Source organism: Paraburkholderia sp. SG-MS1 (genome assembly GCF_012275575.1).
GTDB lineage: Bacteria > Pseudomonadota > Gammaproteobacteria > Burkholderiales > Burkholderiaceae > Paraburkholderia.
Genome location: NZ_NPIH01000279.1, coordinates 35,255 through 52,324, shown reverse-complemented (window position 1 = coordinate 52,324; position 17,070 = coordinate 35,255). Strand labels below are relative to the sequence as shown.

Here is a 17,070-nt window from a genome sequence, read left to right as displayed (position 1 = left end):
CGCGGCGGGTGCGGCCACGCACGGCAACCGGTTGCTGAAGCGTTCGCTGACGCAAGCCGCGGAATTCCCGCTGCGGGCGGACCTACTCGCGACTCATCGCACTTGCGCCTGGGCATGTCCGTTGCGCGGTCGTAGTACCGGCCCCGAGTGGACGGTCACGGACCAAGGAGCGACAAATGAGTATTTTTTCCACTATCCTGAACAAGATTTTCCCGCACGACCATCCCGCCAACACGACCTCTGCCTCGACGACTGCCCCGGCCGCGACTGCAGCATCAGCACCCGGCAGCACGACGGTACCGGCAGGCACCCCGTCGACGCCACCCACTGTTTCGGCGCAGACGTCACAACCCTCGGTTGCGCCAATGCCGACGGTCGATGTTGAGGCGGTGCTGACCAGGCTGCAGGAAGGGAGCGGCCAACAGTTGAATTGGCGAACGTCGATCGTAGACCTGCTCAAACTTCTGGGGCTGGACAGTAGTCTCGATGCGCGAAAGCAACTCGCCTCCGAACTTCATTACTCTGGCAGCACCGAAGATTCCGCCGCTATGAACGTTTGGCTGCATCGGGAAGTGATGCAGAAGCTCGCAGCGAATGGCGGCAAGGTGCCCGACGAGCTGAAATAATGAACCTGTCTTGAAGAGCGTGATGCTCGGCGGGACACTTGCCGCGGCATGGTCTGCGGCATTTTTTTGCCCGCGAGTGCTTCATGCGGTGTCGCGAACGGCTTGCCCAGTTCAAGCGGAGTGGCATGGCGTTACTCACGCGCTCAGCCGGGTTGACAACCGTCTCAACGGATTTGCACGCCTCGACTTCGTGGAATAAGCCTTGCTCGTCCCAAATCAGTCCATGAAACCGGAGATCCAAATGACCACCGCTCCAAAGCAGAAGAATTCTGCAAGCGACAAGTCCGAAGACGAGGTCGACCAGGCCATTGAAGACACCTTTCCCGCCAGCGACCCACCAGCGACCGGCGGCACCACCCGGATTGAGTCAGAGGACGGCGAGGAAGTCGATGAGGACCGGCCTGATCAGACGTAGTCAGAGACAAGACGTGAACACGGTCGGCGTGCAGGATGCCGCGGAGGCGTCAAAGGGAAAAAAGCTGCGAGTCGCTTACCGCAACGAGGCCGCACGGCCTGAAACGTGAGGTTCCCCATGTCGAGTCAAGCGAACCGTCGAGCCGTTGCGCTCAAGCCGTCATTGGTGTCCATAGGGCGAGCTGCGCTGAGCAAATTCTCGGAAGACCGCTGCCCGATGATGGGGGCTAGCATCGGCTTTTTTTCCGCATTTTCGCTCGCGCCGACGCTCCTCATCGTTCTCGCTGTCGCCGGATGGTTTTTTGGTCAGGACGCGGCCAAGGGACGGCTCTTTGACCAGATCAAGGGCGTTCTTGGCAACGACGCTGCAAGCGCGATGCAATCTCTCGTCGAACATGCGCACACTTCAAGCGGAAGCGGCGTTGCCGCTGCGCTTTCCATTGCCCTTTTAGCCATCGGTGCATCAGCCACGTTTTCGTCTCTAAACACCGCACTCGACGTCGTGTTCCACGCAGAGTCCGCTAAAGGCATTGCTGGACTGGCGCTTCTACTGCGTGCGCGGCTGGTTTCCTTCGGCATGGCGATGGGGCTCGGCTTCCTGCTAGTCGTCTCGCTGGTTCTCGACGCGGCCATACAGTTCGCCGGTCACGCGATTTTTGGGGATTCCGCATTAATTGTTGTCGCATTCGTGGGCGAATCTGTCCTCGGACTGGTTGTGCTTGCAATTGGATTTGCCGCCCTTATCAAATGGCTGCCGGACGTCAATGTGCACTTTCGTCACGCGCTTGTGGGCGGCGTAACTGCCTCAGCACTCTTCACCGCCGGGAGGCATCTCTTCGGGTTCTATCTTGCCCATGCCGGTACGGCAAGCTCATTTGGCGCTGCAGGGTCGCTGGCGGTGCTGATGATGTGGCTATTCTTTGCAGCAGTCGTTTTCTTATTCGGCTCGGAAGTTACCGCCGCTCTCAGGGAGGCGTCGAAGACGGCGAGCGACAAGCCCAGTGAAAGACAGCAATCTCCGGATCGGACCACCTGACGGGCGCCTTGAATGTCTGCCGAAGCGAGCGTCAATCTTCTTACGTCCGTGCCGCCGTGCAGAGCCGGGAAACTCGCGGTCAGTTCCTCCATGCGAACGTGCCGCGAGTTCAGGTAGAGCATGCTAGCGACGTGGCGCTCCTACGACAAGCGCCACCCGCGATACGCAACTCAAGACGGGCCGTCTCGGTGTGTTTGCATTTCTCCGTATTGTTCATGTTCTTTCACGAACGACATGAACGGCGGATTGTCGCGCTTTCTCCCTTGCATTCTTCAACTACCGCCTGAAGCTGGATTGGTTGCAGATGCCGGCGTCGCGGCGCTTGGCTTCTTGTGCATCTTCTTGTGCGATGAGGCGGTACCGCCTGGCGCCATGGTGTTCGCACCCGATGCACCGGAAACGGTATCGGTCGAACCGGCCGCATTGGGTTTGCTCATTCCCGTGCCACCTTGCCCACCGGCCGCCCCGCCGCCGGCGCCTTGCGCATATACGCTTCCTGCAATACCGATAAATAATGCCGAAAACAAAAGTCCCTTCGTCGCAACTCGCATGACAGTCTCCTCAAGGCATGGGCGGTCGTTGGCACCGGGAGGTGCGAACCCGCTCTACATCCGCCGCAATTCGCATGCCGTAGGTCGGACGAGTAGGCAGCCCTCATGCTGAAGGCCGCAGATTGTCGCAATAGCCTGCCTCGCGCTCAAATACCGGCCACGTGTTCGAGCGAAGCGAACTCTTCGCCGTACTTCCGTCGGAGAACTTGCAATATCCCGGTGAATCGAATGGGCGCAAACCTGGGCGGGCCGGCTTGACAGTGACCGGAGATTCTGCGATCTAAACTGCGGAGCATCGCCCAGGCAGCATCGTGTGATAGCGCACCGCCGGGAGATTCAATGCTTACCTGAAACCCTCGACGACCGGGCGAGGACGATTGCCCCGGCGCGCTCAAGATATCAACGCCGCCGATACCGGCTGCCATCGCGACGCTGCACGGTCGGAACGCATAGGACGAAGCATCTCGCGCAAAGGTCGCGATAACAGCAGCAATCCCACCGTGGATTCAAACGCGCCAAAATCTACGGGCTTTTGGAAAAACGCGCTCCAGAGGGCTGGTTTCCGATCAGGCTGCACTTGTCCTGAGACCAGGATGACTGGGATCGACGCAAGGGCTGGATATGACTTGAGCCGCCGACACAAGTCGACGCCGTCCATCTCCGGCATGCTGCAATCCGTGACAATCAGGTCCGGCAAACACCTTCCCGCCATTTCCAGCGCGGCCTTGCCATCTCCCGATAACCGGACTCGATATCCGCGCCACTCCATAGCGACGCTCAAGGCGGCGAGGATGTCCGGATCGTTGTCTACTAAAAGAATCGTTGGCATGGGAAGCGGTCCGCAACGGTTCATCCATGGCCGCAACAACCGTACCGTGACGGCGGAGCAGTCTTACCCAGTTTGGAGCGGGCGAACAGGCGGACTGGAGACTGAAGACACGCCTCGACTCGCAAGAGCGTCCGCGTTCCACCATCTGCCCCACGTACCGCGAGCCGAAATGATCTACGCTGTCTCCAACGCATACCGGCGACAGTGCTCCAGATAAGCCACCTCATGGCTGCCGAGAAGTTCGACAACGCCATTCCAGAGCCACGACGGCGTATCAATGGTTTTCGAGCGACCGCGCCGCACCTCCTTGAGCCACGCCGCCCGAGTGGCGTGATTCATCTGCCGCCCATGCGCTTTGCCGACGACCTGCGCCAGATAGCGCGCGACGTCCATCGCTTCCGACTGGCTCAATTGATCGATCTCGAGTTTGATGTCCTGTGGGAGCAATTCCCGGATCACCACTGAACGATCCTGCACCCGGTCCGCGCGCATCCTCTCGCCGAGAAATGGCGATAAATGCCGCGCCCCTTCGACGACACGCTCGGCATTGTCTTTCGGCATGCCAGCGCCCGCATATCTCGGTGCTGCGGCCTTCAACCCTTCCTTGATGTCGATCAGGCAGAGATCATCTCCCTCAATGACGCCGCCATCGACATCGAGCAGAACGGCGTACCGCAGACGGCCGAGTGAGCTGCAACCTTTGACCCAATAGGCGGCGTCGAGCACCGACACCTGACCGTCATCCTTTCTCCCACGCAGACTGGTCGCGAGCTGGCTTATCGATTCCTTCTCGAACAGCGCCGCGATTTCGACCGCTTCGTCCTTTGTAAGCGGCCAGAATCGCTTGCCTAGCGGTATCGTGGGCGTGATGTCGTCGAGACGCTCGACGGCCAGGTGCTTCCACGAACGGCGCACCGCTTCCTGCATGACGACGCGCACCGTCGCCGGCTTCTTTTCCAGATCTGTTTCCTTGCCCTTCGATTCCCGCTCCAGCGCGCGTTCATATCCATCGGCGAGCGCTTCCATCATGTGGACCGTCGTGAGCCCTGGCAAGTCGGAACCGCGCGCAGCCGTGGCAAGCGACAGCCCCAGCCGGATCAGATCGTGCGCCGGATTTCCGATCACAGTCTGGTCGAGGTCGCGAATCTGAATTTCCACACGACCCTGCGCATCGGCAACGGGGCCGAGATTGCCCGTGTGGCAGTCGCCACATATCCAGATGGGAGGGCCTTCTGGCAATGATTGAGTGTGACGGGTCTCAAGCCATTCATAGAATTTCATCGTATTGCCACGCACATACGCGTGCGCTGAGCGGGCCATCTTTGTATTGCGTAGCGCCGTCAATACGGCCTGCCGACTCTTGAAGTCAGGCACTTTCCTGTTCTTACCGGCTTTTTGGGCCATAGCGTTTCCCCCGAGCAATTCGAATTTCAGTTTTTTGGCGAGAGGCAACCGTGATGTTCCTGCTCGCCAACGTGCAAGTTCTAACGCGTTTGCGAAGAGATCGATGCGAGCGACGCGACCGGCACTCGACAGACGCCGCGTGATCCCGTGCACGGCCACTCTATTTTTCGCGCGAGCTCACCGTCCGCAAGCCGTAAGCGCCGCTGTTTTGAGCTCGGTCGCCGCCAATCGGCGACTCACCTGACGCAATGCATCGCCGAATCCACCGGGGGCTCGCGAATCCAGTCTCGCGCTGGTAATCACACGGGGAGCGGCGCTCCATGCAACCGTCGCCCCGGCGGCGATCAACGCCTCCACCAGAGCAACGTCCTCGTTCGTTGCAAGGGGCTGAAAGCCCTTTACCAGCGCATAAGCGCTTGCGGACACGCCCAGATTTGCACCGTGAATATGGCGATGACCGTCGGCATCGCGATACGTCGTCACGAAGTTTTCGCGCACGGCGTCACTATGGCCACCCCAGTCGGTCACACTGATCACGCCACAGACGGCGTCCGCGCGGCAGAGTAGTTGCTGGACCAGCCAGTCCGGCGCGACGGTAGTGTCAGCATCCGTAAAGGCGAGCCACCGTGCGCGCTGAGCCAACGCGGCAGCGGCCCCCGTCGCGCGCGCGACGCCTACATTGCGGGTCTCGACAAGTAGGACATGTGCGTCGAGTGCACGGGCAACGTCACCGGTTGCGTCAGTACAGCTATCGAGGACCACAAAGATGCTGACCTGTTCGCCACCGAGCGCCGGATGCCGTGCGGCCTCGATGACCGAGCGCACGCACGAGCCAATATAGTCGGCTTCGTTATGAGCTGGAATGACGACACCGAGCATGGTCTTCTCCTGTTCCTCTCGGTCCGAGCGCTCCGCGCCTGGCGACCGGCCACTACTTCCCGAACACGCCGACCGGTATGAAACGCGTTAGGCACCGTCGTCGGACTGGACGGCTTATGCATGGCTATGTCGTCGTCGCACCGACAGACAGTGCCGCCCCGACACTTCGCACAACTTGTGCCCGCTCCTTGCAGCGACGTGCGCGGCGTTTTCATATAAGGCAACGATCACAGGATGGCTGAGTGGCCCAATTCATGCGGCATGGGAGGTGACCAGCAGGAGGCCAACATGAAAACCCGGATCTTCACCTACGTCGAATGCTCATGCGGACATCGGGGAGCCCTCATCGAAACGGTAGAGGTGGGCGCTTTTCGAGCCGGTGGGCATCAGGCGCGACTGCGCAACTTAACCCACGCCGGTACATACGACGGAGAGAACGTTCTCTTTGCCACCATGAAGCCGGGGTGTCCGGCGTGTTGCCGGAGTCTTGGTCCGGACGACGTGGTCGGGCATAGTCAGTTGCAAGGGACGAGCGAACTGCTGCGCCTGGCGCGCGAATCAGAATCCTCGGACGTTACTTTCGGTGCCGGGGATTCACACCGAGCGGCGGACCATCAAGGCGGGTCCGACTTTTGCGCATTATCTGGCACGGCGTACCGCCCATCGGGTGAACGCTGTGCGAATAGCGAAGGCTCGACTGTGCAAATAGACGCATTTCCCTGTGCGGCCCGATCGCACCCACTTGAGGAGTAGGCAATGGAAACGACGAAAGGAGAAGGAGCACTACGCGAGGCTGTCGGCGACGTACAGCAAGCCGCCGGCGAGTTGCTCGGTGATGCCGGCGCGCAAGTCAGCGGCAAGGCCAGGGAGCTGAGCGGAAAGGCACAGCAACTCTATGCCGACATCGCCGATGTCGTTCGCGAAACCACGGTGGAGCGGCCATTCGCTGCACTGGCGATTGCTGCCGGCATCGGCTTTGTACTCGGGGCGCTACGTTCGGCGAACCGGGGGAGGCCCGATAATCCAAGGGACAGCTGGAGAGACCGGGACTAAGACGATTGGCGTCTGTACTTCGTCGCGAATGGTGAGGTACGGACGACAGCGGTTGACTGGCCATTGCCGCGTCTGCGAACCAAACTATATCGAGGAGTCCCGCTATGTCCATGCGTTCGAAAGTCACACAGTGGCGCAACGTCGGCAGATTCTGTGTCGAACGGGCCACCGACTATGGCGAACTCCTCGGTGTCGAACTGGAGGAGACCCGCAAACGCCTTGTCCGCGAGTTAAGCGCACTCGTCGCCCTCGCGGTCGCCGGCCTTTTCACCCTTTCGTTTGTGTGCATCGCGGTCATCGCGACGGCTTGGGGAACGCCCTATTTTCTACACGTTGTATGGGGCGTTGCAGCAATGTGGCTGGTTATATCTATCGTGTCCCTCGCTGTCGTCCGGTCACAGAAACCTGGACGATCGCTTCACGTTTTGCAGAGAGAAATCCGGGACGATCTCGACACACTGAAGGAGGCACTGAGTTGAACCACGAACGTACCTCCAGGGACGCGCAGGCCGCCATCCTGCTGCGCATGGCAGCGTCGCGCGAGGCGTTGCTCGTAGCGAACCGTGCTCCACCAGCGGTTCCGGTTGTTCGCGGGCAGACGCGCTCGACGGTGGCCAGTGTCGTGACTTCGTTGGCAGAGGCACCGCGCGTGACGCTTCTCCTTGCGTTGTGTGTTGGCGCAATCGTCCTCGGACCGAGGCGCACCGTCGGCATTGTGGGCCGCTCGGGAATTACCGCATGGCTAGGGCGTGCCGCGCGCAAAGCAATCACCCAGGACGTTTAAGTCGCCGCGTGAAGGCTGGCGCGGCTACGTCCGTGCGGAAGGTCACGCCGTGTGTCTGCACAGTGAAGTCCGCGTAGTCGCGCATCGCGGCGGCTGGGTCAGGGCAGCGCTTGCCCGCCCTTCGACCGCCTGCCCCCCGCTGTCCGGATGAAAGCTGAATTGCCACACAGATGAGCTAAACCGGCCGCCGTGCCGCCCGCACGTAGCTCGCCATGAACGTCCGGGTCCTGCCGTCCGGAAACACGATCGCGACCTGCTCGCCGCTTACCAACGCGACCTCTCCCGAGCCGAACCTTGGCACGCGCACCGCGTCGCCGGGTGACCAGGGTTGCGGCTTCGACGCCCCGTCGGCTACTTCCGCGTCGACCAATGCGCCGCGCACCGTGATCGACCGCTCCACCGGCGCGATTTGTGGCGGGTTCAGGCAGTTGTCGCACACGCCGCAGCGCCGCATCGACGGTGTGTCGCCGTAGTACGCCAGTATCACGCGCCAACGGCACTGACCGCTCTGCGCGTAATCGATCATCTGTTGCAGTGTTTCCTTGTCGCGAACGCTCCTTGCTTCGAATTGTCCGGCGGCTTTCGCCACCGCTTCGTGCGCGCTATTTCGGGCACCGTCGCGTGCTCGCAGGCGATAGCGCCGCTGCCGGTCGCGCGCCGCAATCCGTGCCTCGACCAGCATGTTGAGCGCAACCTCCAGTTTGCCGCGGCCCACGTCGGGCAGCGCGTCCTTGAGTTCGACGAACGTGGCGCCCGCGCCCGCTTCTTTGCAGCGGGCTGCGAGTGTGTCGTACAGGCGCTGCGCCAGTTCGACGCTCGGATACCTGCCAGCGAGAAAGAACTGCTGGATGCGCCGGTCATTCAGATCGAATAGCAGCACGCAGTCGGCGGGTTCGCCATCGCGACCGGCGCGGCCGGTTTCCTGGTAGTAGGCATCAAGGCTGCCAGGCATCTGATAATGGACCACGAAACGGATATCGGCTTTGTCGATGCCCATGCCGAACGCGTTGGTGGCGACCATGAGCCGCGCCCCGCCCGACATGAACGCGTCCTGCGCAGCGTCCCGCGCGCTCGGAGCCAGCTTGCCATGGTAGAGCGCCACTGACTCTTGCGCATCCGCGAGCCACGCGTAAATGCCCTCGGCTTCGCGTACCGTCGCGGTGTAGATAATGCCGCTCCCCGCGTTCGACGCGATCACCTCCCGCAACTGTTCGCGCTTGGCCTGGGCGGCCCGCTCGGCGCCATCTTTACCGCCACCCACGCTGACCTGTACGACGCGATAACGCAAGTTCTCCCGCAACGTGCCCGTGCGGACGATGCGCGGGTCACGCAATCCCAACGAACGCGTGACATCGTCGAGCACAGGCTGGGTTGCAGTCGCGGTCAAAGCGAGTACCGGTGGCTGGCCGAGCGCCTTGACGGCGCCGGCGATCCCGAGAAACGCGGGCCGAAAGTCGTGGCCCCATTGCGATACGCAATGCGCTTCGTCGACTACCACCAGCCCTACGCTTTGCGCTCCGCCGGCCTGCAATACCTTCATGAACGCGGGCTGCGCGAGCCGTTCCGGCGTAACGAAAACGATGCCGCTGTTGCCATCCAGAATGCGTTGCAACGCCTCGCGTTCTTCGCGCTCGCGCAACGTGCTGTTGACCAACGTGCACTCGATGCCCGCTGCCAGCAGTTTGTCCGCCTGATCTTTCATGAGCGCGATGAGCGGCGACACGACCAGCGTCGTACCGTCGAGATGCAATGCCGGCAACTGGTAACAGAGGGATTTGCCGGCGCCTGTTGGCATCGTCGCCAGCGTATCGCGCCGTTCCAGCACGCTGCGAATGATGTCTTCCTGACCGGCGCGTAGTCGTGCAATGCCGAACATGTCACGCATCGTCTTGCGCATGCTGCGAAGCCGCTGCTCTAGCGTCATGGATGTGTTCTATTTTCCGTTAGCGTGCGCGACAGGCTGTTGCGCTCCAACATTCAAAGCGTCGCGGTCTTGTCGCCCACCGCCTTGCTACCCGCCTTATCGAGCTTGCTTTGCAACTGCGCCTTGCGTTTGGCCATCCCGTCGCCAAGCGCGCGCAAATTGCATGTCGACTTGCGCAGTTCCGGGAAGAGTTCTTTCTCTTCTTCCTCGACGTGATGGTTCACCATTTCGCTCATCACCTTGAAGGTTGCGTCGAAGCCCTTGTCGCCCACCTTCATCGTTTCGAACTTCGCGATCAGGGTCTTGACCAGAAAGTGCTCGACATACGCTTCTTCGACGTCGATCTTGTCGCTGTCCGGCAACGCCTCGTGAGCGGCCGGGTAAAGCAGCTCTTCTTCGAGCATCGTGTGAATCGACAGCTCTTCGCACGCGCGTTGAGCCAGTGCGGCCTTCGCTTCGAGGTCGTCGTCGGCGGTTTTCTCGAACGCCTTGAAAAGTTTTTCAACCGCGCGATGGTCTGCCTCGAGCATAGCCAGCGCGTCCGGCGAACCGGATCCTGCCTCTACATTGTCCTGTTTTGTCGCTTCCATGCTTGTCTCCTGGGGATGCCGTTTGGCTCCCGGACGAAATGCCGGAGCCGATTCCATATTTAGCAAGGCATATGCCTGGTGGCGGACGAAGCAGCAAGGCGCAAAGTCGCAATCGACACTTCGCCGTGAAGACGCGTTCGCTTCTACTGGACGCATTTGCAAAGCGGATGCATCCACCCGGCAGAGGACCCAGACGCTAATGTCGATCGAGCGTGTCCAGTCCCAGGTCGCGCGGCACAAGCCGCGCCGCCGCCGGCACCGGAAAGCCATTGACTGCTCCACGGCCGACCAGCCTGAAAATCATGTTCTCGAGCCGGCTTAACTCAGCTGGCTTGCGGCAAACGGCGTCAAAGCCGACCTCCTTCATTTCACGGATGTGATCGGCGGTATCGAACGCAGTAAAGGCCAGAAGAGGTATTCTCGCCGTCGCCTCGATCCGCCTGAGCGCCGCCGCGACGCCTATGCCGGATAAACCGGGCATGGCAACATCGAGAACAATGCAGTCGGGAATCCACACTTTGGCTTCTTCAACGCGTCGGAACCGTGATAGACGGTCCGAACGCTCATCCCGCCGGCCTGCAGATAAGCGCTGAGCGCGTCTGCCGATGGTCGGGAGTCGTCGACAACGAGCACGCGAACCGGCACCGCGTCTCGCAGGCGGTCGGGGCGGCTGCCGGACGGATCGTCCGGGCATTGACGGTTTTTGGGTTGGGAGTTCACGGGTTTCTCTCGCTATTGGCGTTGGCGTTGGGCATCGGCATGAGGACCGCTACCAGGTAAGCGCAACGATCGTTCCCATGCCTCTGCGCCGGGCCGCTTCGCTGCGGGCGAGTGGCGCGGGGCGGGTCAAGGCCCGCCTGCCGGCGGGCGCTGATCCGATGCTAGTGCAGGTCGCCGCGCACCTCGGCCGAAGAAACGGCGTTGCCCGAGCTATCTACGATGCCCCCCGGCTGCGCGGGGTCGACCGCCGGTTGCCCTGTCACGAACACGCTCCACTTGCCGAGCCCCTCCTGAGTGGCCGCCGTGCCGGGCGCAACGTCGGCCATGTCGGCGAACGTCGTGAGAACGCTGCCAACGTGTGTCTGCATCGCTGTGAATAGCCCGATTCCGGTCTGCACAGCGATATCTTCCACGTGCCGCCAATAAGCAAACGTCTTTTTAACGGCAGCCGGGAATTGCCGCGACTGGAGATCGATCACTGCACTGAGCGATTGTGCAGAAAGTGCAGCGTCGGCCATCGCCTGCTGCTCGGATAATGATGTTTTTACCGTCTGTATGTTGAGCTCAACAACTTTGGTGATCCCGTCGAAAACTTCGGCGTTGCAATCGAAGGCCGCGTTGACGGCAGCGTCACGTCGACGCGAGGAAAGCTGATCGGCAGTATCAAGGTACATAGAGGCTCCGCTATAGTTGGGCGTGCACAGCGCCGTAAACGGCGCCGTCTGGGCGACCCTGTCGCGCCATTCGTGCTGTGCGGATGAATTCGACATCATGCACCGTTGCCGGCATGGCTCTCCCGGCGACGGTGACTACGCTCTCAGTGCTTTTATTTCGCTACTGTTGCATCCTGTCCAGCGCCCAGGTCTGCGCCGGTGACCGGGTCGGTTTCGGTCGCGGAAGCCGTGCGCGACGCCATCGCGCCCAACACCTCGAGTTCTTTTTCCGAAACCTGAACGCTCGCGAGGCCGTCGCCGCCGTCGACTGCCGGTTGCGGCTTGTCGACGAATTCCCATCCCGGTCCATCATTCCACGGACCACGCGGCGCGTCCTCGTCATCGGACATGTTGTAGTAGACGTTGGTAAATTCGGGAACACCCGGCAATTTGCCTTGGGGGAAATTCGGCTGGATCGAATGCAAGGCTTTTTCAAATGATTTCTGATGGGCAATTTCACGGGTCATCAGAAAACCGAGGGCCTCCTTGATGCCCGGGTCATCGGTCACATTGAGCAGGCGCTCGTAGACGATCTTCGCGCGCGCTTCCGCGGCGATGTTCGATCGCAAGTCCGCGGTCGGCTCTCCGATCGTGTCGATGTAAGCGGCGGTCCAAGGCACGCCCGCGGAGTTGGTCAGCGCGGGGCCACCGCCGTACAGGAGCGCCGTGGTGTGCGAGTCATTGCCGCCGCCGGTCAGCGAACGATAAAGCGCGGCTTCCTCCTCGACGCCTTCTGCAAGCTGGCCTTTGGCGCCCTTGTTGAGCATCGCGACGATCGAACCGATGATTTCCAGGTGACTGAGTTCTTCGGTCGCGATGTCGAACAGCATGTCGCGCCGGCCGGGGTCGTCTTCGCTTACCGCCTGTGTGAAATACCTACACGCAGCCGCCAGTTCTCCCTGCGGGCCACCGAACTGCTCAAGCAGCAGATTGGCAAGACCGGGATTGGGCGCCGCTACGCGCACCGTGTACTGAAGCCGTTTATTGTGCACAAACATCGCATTTCTCCAGAAAACGATTGTGGGTTCCACCGCCGCAGTTCTTCCCGTCGTGAGCGGCAGAAGACACTCGGACAGAGGACGCCTTGGATGGAAAATCGAATGTATGGGCGATGACGAACGCGTGTGCGGAATGCCGCCGACCCTGATCTCAGAGCAACTGCTCTGGCGTGATGTGCGCGCAGGAACGCAACGGGAAACACCTGCGTCTGGGACTCCGCATGCGTCATGCCCGGGACGTCGGTCGGATCGGCGTTGGCGCAGTGCGGCCCGATTTTGGCTCTGACGCACCACGACTGGGCTGTCTGCGGGTCAACGGCCGCGTGGCCGACAGCTGTGGATTTTCCCCAATCTTTCGAAGAATACGTGCGTGGTGGACGTGGCGGTACGGCCGGTGATCAATGGCAACCTTTCCCTATCGGACGCAACGCCCAAGTACCTGCCGTCCCTGCAAGGCAGTAAATCTGGCAGCGTAAGTCTTCTTGATCTGGGCACGCACACCGCAGTTGATACAGCGTGCGAGCGCCAACAGGAACATGGCGACGCGCTGGATGCGCCGCACACGCGGGCTTCACTTCTTTGCCGTCTGCATGGTTTTTATGTCGCCGGGCGTGTCCCCGGGCTCACCGCGATTGCCAGTGAGCCGTTCGCACACGCGGACGGGGTGATGTTCTGCCGTGAACCGCCTTACATCGACGCTTCGAGCATCGCGAGATAGTCGTCGCTCGACGCCTCGACCGGATTGGTTTTATGGCTATGGTCCTTGAGCGCGCCCGCGACGATGCGTGGAAACAGCTCGCGCGTCACGCCGAGTTCGGCAAGACCGCGCGGCAGGCCAAGCGTCGCGGTCATCGTGCGGACCGCGGGCCCGACTTCGTCGCCCGAGGTCAGCCCCATCGCTTGTGCGAGGCGCTCGATTTTGCGTTCTTCCCGCATTGACGGCGCATCGCGATTGAAGGCAATCACCGCCGGCAGGAAAACCGCGTTGAGCGTCCCGTGGTGAAGGCGCGGATCGATGCCGCCGAGCGAATGACTGAGGCTGTGCACGCAACCGAGCCCCTTCTGGAACGCGAGCGCTCCCTGCATCGACGCGCTCATCATGTTCAGGCGCGCCGTGCGGTCGGACGGATCGCGGGTGGCGCGTTCGATATGCCGCCATGCGCGCCAGAGTCCGTCGAGCGCGATGCCGTCGGCGGGTGGATTGAACGCTGGCGCCATGAAGGTTTCCAGGCAATGCGCAATCGCGTCCATGCCGGTGGCCGCCGTGAGTTTGGGCGGAAGGCCGAGCGTCAACTCCGGATCGCAAATCGCCACCTTGGGCACGACATAAGGCGACAGCACGCCCACCTTGCGGCCGTCGTCGAGTATCAGGATCGCGCCGCGACCGACCTCGCTGCCGGTTCCCGCCGTGGTAGGGATCGCGATGACGGGCGCGGTCGCCGACGTGATGCGCGCCGCGCCCCCTTCCACGAGCGCGAAGCTCTGCAGCGGGCCGCTGTGCGTGGCGCACACGGCGACGCCCTTCGCCAGATCGATCGACGAGCCGCCGCCCACCGCGATCACGCCATCGCATTCGCGCGTGCGATACAGGGCGACGGCGGCGCGCACGGCCGCTTCGTTCGGGTTCGGCGGCGTGCGGTCGAACACGCTTACGGGTGTCGCGCTGGACAGCTCCGCGAGCACGGTGTCCAGAATACCGGCGGCGCGAATGCCCGCGTCCGTCACGATCAAGGGCCGCCGGATGCCTACGCGCTCACATTCAGCGGCTATGAGACGGATCGCACCGTAGTCGAACTGGATCTGCGTGATGTAGTTGATCAGGGACATGTTGATTGACAGAAAGTTATAGGGGGGCGATGCTACCGGCCGGTAAAGCGGCCGGCGCGAGTGAATCATGTTCCTTGTCTAGTATATTGACGGTCCCCGTGCCGCGATATTGACAACATTTGATAGCGCTATAACTTTTCGTCAAGCCTGATGACCCCCACGCTCAATTCGATCATGTCGCGCCTGCACGTCAAACAGCTGCGTCTGCTGATCGCGCTCGGCGAGCACAGCTCGCTGCTCGGCGCGGCAAAGCAGCTTGCATTGACGCAACCCGGCGCGAGCAAGGCCCTGCACGAGATCGAGACGACCTTTGGCACGCCGCTCTTCGTGCGCACCAATCGTGGACTCGCACCCAACCCGGTCGGGCATTGCGTGATCCGCTACGCGCGGCTGATCCATACCGACCTCGCGCACTTGCGCGAAGAGATTGTCGGCATCATGCGGGGTTATGGAGGGCGCGTATCGGTGGGCGTCATCATGGGCGCGGTGCCGCTTCTGACCGATGCGCTCGCGTCGGTGAGCGCGGAACAACCGGAGATGTCGGTCGAGATCGTCGAGGATACGAGCGCCACGTTGCTCGGCCAGATCGATGCGGGCCGGCTGGATCTGGCCATTTGCCGCACCAGCGTGAGTCAGACGCCTTATCTGTACGACAGCGTGTTCGTCCAGGACGAGACGCTCGCGGTCATCTCCAATACGGCGCATCCGCTCGCGCGCCGGCGCCGGGTGTCGCTGAAGAATCTTGCCGATTACCGCTGGGTCGTCTATCGCGCGAATATGCCGATGCGGTTGCTGCTCGAACGCGAATTCCAGGACGCGGGGCTGCGCTTTCCCACGCATCTGCTGGAGACGACTTCCGCGTTCGCCACCTTGTCACTCTTGCAGAAGAACGTGTCGCTCGTCGCGCTGGTGTCGATCGATGTCGCGCGTTTCTGTACCGAGCATGGGGTCGCGTGCACGCTGCCGCTGCAACTGTCGTCGAAAAGCGAGCCTTACGAACTGGTCACGCGACGGGATGCGCCACTCTCGCCCGGGGCACGCATGTTGATGGACGCAATTGTCGAGTGCGGGCGCAAATAGGTGTTTTCAGGCATCGTCGTCGGGATCGATGCCGATCATCCGCAGCGTGTCGCGAATCAGATCGATCTCCGCCCGCGCTCTTTCCAGCGACCCTGCCTCAAATGCCGCTGGGTCTTCGCGCCCTTGGGCTTTGCGGATCGCGTCGACCATCGCGCAAAAAGCGAAGGCTTCCAGTTCGGGTGGGAAAGCTTCGTCGGGGAAGCGGTCGTGTTGGTCAATCATCAGTGAGTAACGGCGCGGCGAGACCAATCTTTACAGGTTCGACGCCTGGCATATTGGAGGATCGCCCCTAAAACGATCCAACGCCCGTGATCCACCGCAAAAAGTTCCTCTGACTCGTTCAGTTCGCGCGTCCGTTGTCCATGGGACAACGCCTCACCCTGCTGTGGCCCGTCTCCACGAAGACTTACTTACGCCCATCGCGAGCAATCGAGAAGACCGCGCTCGCCGTGGCAACGATTTCGTCGCTCGAGGTACGAGCGTGCGCTTCGCAGAAAGCCAGCGTCCGTCCGCAACGTTGGAGACTGGCATGCGCGGCAATGCGCCCGCGCGCAGGCCTGATGTAATTGACGGTCAAACTGGCCGTTCCGAGATTTTCAACGGACCCTTCATGTCTCACCGCGAGGCCCATCGCAGTATCCAGCAAAGCGGCGAGGACGCCGCCGTGCGCATTGCCGCGCGTGTTCGAATGGCGGGGCAGCACCTCACAGGCGATAACGACTTTGCCATCGCCGTAGCTGATAAGTTCGAACCCTTGATCGAGGCAAAACTCAGACTCAATTTGCAAAGACCGGACCTCGTCCTGGTTCATTGCGCACCCTCCTGTTCAGAATTCATCGTGAGGCCAGTTATCCTGGCTCCATCCATAGCCATGGCCGCCGCACCGGATGAATTCTGCAACCGGCTATCTGGCTGACTTCAAGACCGTCCAGCCCGACTCGATGTGCTTGCGCATCGCCAGCATCGTAGCGGTGACGTCTCCTGACGCGAGCGCCTGCAGAATCTCGTCATGCTCCCTGGCCGCATCCTCGCCGCGGTTCTCGGCGGCATTGATGATATCGAACGGGTAGCGTGCCCACAGGATCTGCGTGAAATGCAAAGTCTGCGGCATGCCTGCAATGTCATACATGCGCCGATGGAAACGGTAATTCACGCCTCGTGCGGTGGCCCGGTCACCCGATTCGAACGCTTTGGAGAATTCATCGGCAAGCTGACGGAGTTCGGCGATATCCTGCGCGGTGCTTTTTTCGACCGCGCCTCGTACGAGTTGCGTTTCCAACAATAACCGTAGCGTGAGGATTTCCGAAGATGCCGACGCATCGAACGGCACGACCCGCGCACCGCGATACGAATCGGTACTGATATAGCCTTCGGCCTCGAGCAGTTTCAGCGCTTCACGCACCGGCGTGATGCTCAGATTGAGTTGCTCGGCGATCTCGGCCTGCTTCAACCGCGAGCCACGAGCGATCACGCCCGAAATGATGCGCTCGCGCAGGAAGTCTGCAACCTGATCTTCTTTGGTTCGGTATTCCATCAAATGTAACTCGGGCCGGTATGATTTCTGTTGATAGCAATATGGTCCGACCGTTCCGTGACGCGGCGCCGCTCACGCGCCGCTTCCGGCAATTCAGCCACCGGCCTG

At 61.4% G+C, this 17,070-nt stretch carries 21 protein-coding genes; 8 read left to right on the top strand and 13 right to left on the bottom strand.

The genetic code is table 11. The annotated features are described in order from the left end of the window. The first annotated feature begins 176 nt into the window (after positions 1–176). The 3 genes from CIC12_RS29740 (at position 177) to CIC12_RS29730 (ending at position 2,076) form a co-directional block, all read left to right on the top strand. On the top strand, positions 177–626 hold the full coding sequence (locus tag CIC12_RS29740) for a DUF3597 domain-containing protein (protein ID WP_168669646.1): 450 nt from the start codon (positions 177–179) through the stop codon (positions 624–626). Between the two features lie 241 nt (positions 627–867). Continuing rightward, positions 868–1,041, top strand: a complete 174-nt coding sequence (locus CIC12_RS29735) for a hypothetical protein (protein ID WP_168669644.1) — start codon at positions 868–870, stop codon at positions 1,039–1,041. 117 nt (positions 1,042–1,158) lie between these two features. Further along, positions 1,159–2,076, top strand: coding sequence for a YihY/virulence factor BrkB family protein (locus CIC12_RS29730; RefSeq protein WP_168669642.1), 918 nt, complete (start codon positions 1,159–1,161; stop codon positions 2,074–2,076). 272 nt (positions 2,077–2,348) lie between these two features. Here CIC12_RS29730 and CIC12_RS29725 read toward each other — a convergent pair whose 3' ends face one another. The 4 genes from CIC12_RS29725 to CIC12_RS29710 form a co-directional block, all read right to left on the bottom strand. Beyond that, complete coding sequence (locus CIC12_RS29725) at positions 2,349–2,627, bottom strand: hypothetical protein (RefSeq protein ID WP_168669640.1); 279 nt, start codon at positions 2,625–2,627, stop codon at positions 2,349–2,351. Positions 2,628–3,018: 391 nt separating this feature from the next. Then, positions 3,019–3,456: a response regulator gene (locus tag CIC12_RS29720; protein WP_168669638.1), complete on the bottom strand. Its 438-nt coding sequence runs from the start codon at positions 3,454–3,456 to the stop codon at positions 3,019–3,021. A 174-nt stretch (positions 3,457–3,630) separates the two neighbouring features. Next, the gene (locus tag CIC12_RS29715) at positions 3,631–4,860 is read right to left on the bottom strand and encodes a DUF2252 domain-containing protein (protein ID WP_168669708.1); all 1,230 of its coding nucleotides are present in this window, start codon (positions 4,858–4,860) and stop codon (positions 3,631–3,633) included. A 177-nt stretch (positions 4,861–5,037) separates the two neighbouring features. After that, positions 5,038–5,739 (bottom strand): glycosyltransferase, encoded by a 702-nt coding sequence (locus CIC12_RS29710; protein ID WP_168669636.1) that lies wholly within the window; start codon positions 5,737–5,739, stop codon positions 5,038–5,040. Positions 5,740–6,495: 756 nt separating this feature from the next. Between CIC12_RS29710 and CIC12_RS29705 the strand changes: the two genes are divergently transcribed. The 3 genes from CIC12_RS29705 (at position 6,496) to CIC12_RS33480 (ending at position 7,576) form a co-directional block, all read left to right on the top strand. Next, a complete protein-coding gene (locus CIC12_RS29705; RefSeq protein ID WP_168669634.1) occupies positions 6,496–6,792 on the top strand; it encodes a CsbD family protein in 297 nt (98 codons plus the stop codon). A gap of 104 nt (positions 6,793–6,896) precedes the next feature. Next, positions 6,897–7,271, top strand: a complete 375-nt coding sequence (locus CIC12_RS29700; protein WP_168669632.1) for a phage holin family protein — start codon at positions 6,897–6,899, stop codon at positions 7,269–7,271. Continuing rightward, positions 7,268–7,576, top strand: coding sequence for a hypothetical protein (locus CIC12_RS33480; RefSeq protein WP_238812959.1), 309 nt, complete (start codon positions 7,268–7,270; stop codon positions 7,574–7,576). The genes CIC12_RS29700 and CIC12_RS33480 overlap by 4 nt, the downstream gene beginning before the upstream one ends. A gap of 175 nt (positions 7,577–7,751) precedes the next feature. Here CIC12_RS33480 and CIC12_RS29695 read toward each other — a convergent pair whose 3' ends face one another. The 5 genes from CIC12_RS29695 to CIC12_RS29675 all read right to left on the bottom strand — a co-directional run bounded on the left by CIC12_RS29695 (position 7,752) and on the right by CIC12_RS29675 (position 12,521). Next, positions 7,752–9,500: a RecQ family ATP-dependent DNA helicase gene (locus CIC12_RS29695; RefSeq protein WP_168669630.1), complete on the bottom strand. Its 1,749-nt coding sequence runs from the start codon at positions 9,498–9,500 to the stop codon at positions 7,752–7,754. Between the two features lie 53 nt (positions 9,501–9,553). Next, complete coding sequence (locus CIC12_RS29690) at positions 9,554–10,090, bottom strand: hemerythrin domain-containing protein (protein ID WP_168669628.1); 537 nt, start codon at positions 10,088–10,090, stop codon at positions 9,554–9,556. 196 nt (positions 10,091–10,286) lie between these two features. After that, entirely contained in the window at positions 10,287–10,607 is a 321-nt protein-coding gene (locus CIC12_RS33475) for a response regulator (protein ID WP_342030588.1), read from the bottom strand. A 364-nt stretch (positions 10,608–10,971) separates the two neighbouring features. Next, on the bottom strand, positions 10,972–11,484 hold the full coding sequence (locus tag CIC12_RS29680; RefSeq protein WP_168669626.1) for a phasin family protein: 513 nt from the start codon (positions 11,482–11,484) through the stop codon (positions 10,972–10,974). Positions 11,485–11,636: 152 nt separating this feature from the next. After that, positions 11,637–12,521, bottom strand: a complete 885-nt coding sequence (locus CIC12_RS29675) for a manganese catalase family protein (RefSeq protein WP_168669706.1) — start codon at positions 12,519–12,521, stop codon at positions 11,637–11,639. A 370-nt stretch (positions 12,522–12,891) separates the two neighbouring features. Between CIC12_RS29675 and CIC12_RS29670 the strand changes: the two genes are divergently transcribed. Next, entirely contained in the window at positions 12,892–13,239 is a 348-nt protein-coding gene (locus CIC12_RS29670; RefSeq protein WP_168669568.1) for a hypothetical protein, read from the top strand. Here the strand turns inward: CIC12_RS29670 and CIC12_RS29665 are convergent. Next, positions 13,209–14,348, bottom strand: a complete 1,140-nt coding sequence (locus CIC12_RS29665) for an iron-containing alcohol dehydrogenase (RefSeq protein WP_168669624.1) — start codon at positions 14,346–14,348, stop codon at positions 13,209–13,211. The genes CIC12_RS29670 and CIC12_RS29665 overlap by 31 nt on opposite strands. Before the next feature lie 150 nt (positions 14,349–14,498). On the opposite strand from CIC12_RS29665, the gene CIC12_RS29660 reads away from it, so the two are divergent. After that, positions 14,499–15,428: a LysR family transcriptional regulator gene (locus CIC12_RS29660; protein ID WP_168669622.1), complete on the top strand. Its 930-nt coding sequence runs from the start codon at positions 14,499–14,501 to the stop codon at positions 15,426–15,428. A gap of 6 nt (positions 15,429–15,434) precedes the next feature. On the opposite strand, the gene CIC12_RS29655 is transcribed toward CIC12_RS29660, so the two are convergent. From CIC12_RS29655 to CIC12_RS29645, 3 genes are all read right to left on the bottom strand, one after another. Continuing rightward, positions 15,435–15,677, bottom strand: coding sequence for a hypothetical protein (locus CIC12_RS29655; protein ID WP_238812958.1), 243 nt, complete (start codon positions 15,675–15,677; stop codon positions 15,435–15,437). A gap of 157 nt (positions 15,678–15,834) precedes the next feature. After that, the gene (locus CIC12_RS29650) at positions 15,835–16,239 is read right to left on the bottom strand and encodes a PaaI family thioesterase (RefSeq protein ID WP_168669620.1); all 405 of its coding nucleotides are present in this window, start codon (positions 16,237–16,239) and stop codon (positions 15,835–15,837) included. Between the two features lie 93 nt (positions 16,240–16,332). Further along, positions 16,333–16,962, bottom strand: coding sequence for a GntR family transcriptional regulator (locus CIC12_RS29645; protein WP_168669618.1), 630 nt, complete (start codon positions 16,960–16,962; stop codon positions 16,333–16,335). Positions 16,963–17,070: the final 108 nt, after the last annotated feature.

Excerpts from the sequence above, each read along its gene's own strand:
- CIC12_RS29740 (WP_168669646.1), top strand. The coding sequence starts at position 177 with ATGAGTATTTTTTCCACTATCCTGAACAAGATTTTCCCGCACGACCAT.
- CIC12_RS29735 (WP_168669644.1), top strand. The coding sequence starts at position 868 with ATGACCACCGCTCCAAAGCAGAAGAATTCTGCAAGCGACAAGTCCGAA.
- CIC12_RS29730 (WP_168669642.1), top strand. The coding sequence starts at position 1,159 with ATGTCGAGTCAAGCGAACCGTCGAGCCGTTGCGCTCAAGCCGTCATTG.
- CIC12_RS29725 (WP_168669640.1), bottom strand. The coding sequence starts at position 2,627 with ATGCGAGTTGCGACGAAGGGACTTTTGTTTTCGGCATTATTTATCGGT.
- CIC12_RS29720 (WP_168669638.1), bottom strand. The coding sequence starts at position 3,456 with ATGCCAACGATTCTTTTAGTAGACAACGATCCGGACATCCTCGCCGCC.
- CIC12_RS29715 (WP_168669708.1), bottom strand. The coding sequence starts at position 4,860 with ATGGCCCAAAAAGCCGGTAAGAACAGGAAAGTGCCTGACTTCAAGAGT.
- CIC12_RS29710 (WP_168669636.1), bottom strand. The coding sequence starts at position 5,739 with ATGCTCGGTGTCGTCATTCCAGCTCATAACGAAGCCGACTATATTGGC.
- CIC12_RS29705 (WP_168669634.1), top strand. The coding sequence starts at position 6,496 with ATGGAAACGACGAAAGGAGAAGGAGCACTACGCGAGGCTGTCGGCGAC.
- CIC12_RS29700 (WP_168669632.1), top strand. The coding sequence starts at position 6,897 with ATGTCCATGCGTTCGAAAGTCACACAGTGGCGCAACGTCGGCAGATTC.
- CIC12_RS29695 (WP_168669630.1), bottom strand. The coding sequence starts at position 9,500 with ATGACGCTAGAGCAGCGGCTTCGCAGCATGCGCAAGACGATGCGTGAC.
- CIC12_RS29690 (WP_168669628.1), bottom strand. The coding sequence starts at position 10,090 with ATGGAAGCGACAAAACAGGACAATGTAGAGGCAGGATCCGGTTCGCCG.
- CIC12_RS29680 (WP_168669626.1), bottom strand. The coding sequence starts at position 11,484 with ATGTACCTTGATACTGCCGATCAGCTTTCCTCGCGTCGACGTGACGCT.
- CIC12_RS29675 (WP_168669706.1), bottom strand. The coding sequence starts at position 12,521 with ATGTTTGTGCACAATAAACGGCTTCAGTACACGGTGCGCGTAGCGGCG.
- CIC12_RS29665 (WP_168669624.1), bottom strand. The coding sequence starts at position 14,348 with ATGTCCCTGATCAACTACATCACGCAGATCCAGTTCGACTACGGTGCG.
- CIC12_RS29660 (WP_168669622.1), top strand. The coding sequence starts at position 14,499 with ATGACCCCCACGCTCAATTCGATCATGTCGCGCCTGCACGTCAAACAG.
- CIC12_RS29650 (WP_168669620.1), bottom strand. The coding sequence starts at position 16,239 with ATGAACCAGGACGAGGTCCGGTCTTTGCAAATTGAGTCTGAGTTTTGC.
- CIC12_RS29645 (WP_168669618.1), bottom strand. The coding sequence starts at position 16,962 with ATGGAATACCGAACCAAAGAAGATCAGGTTGCAGACTTCCTGCGCGAG.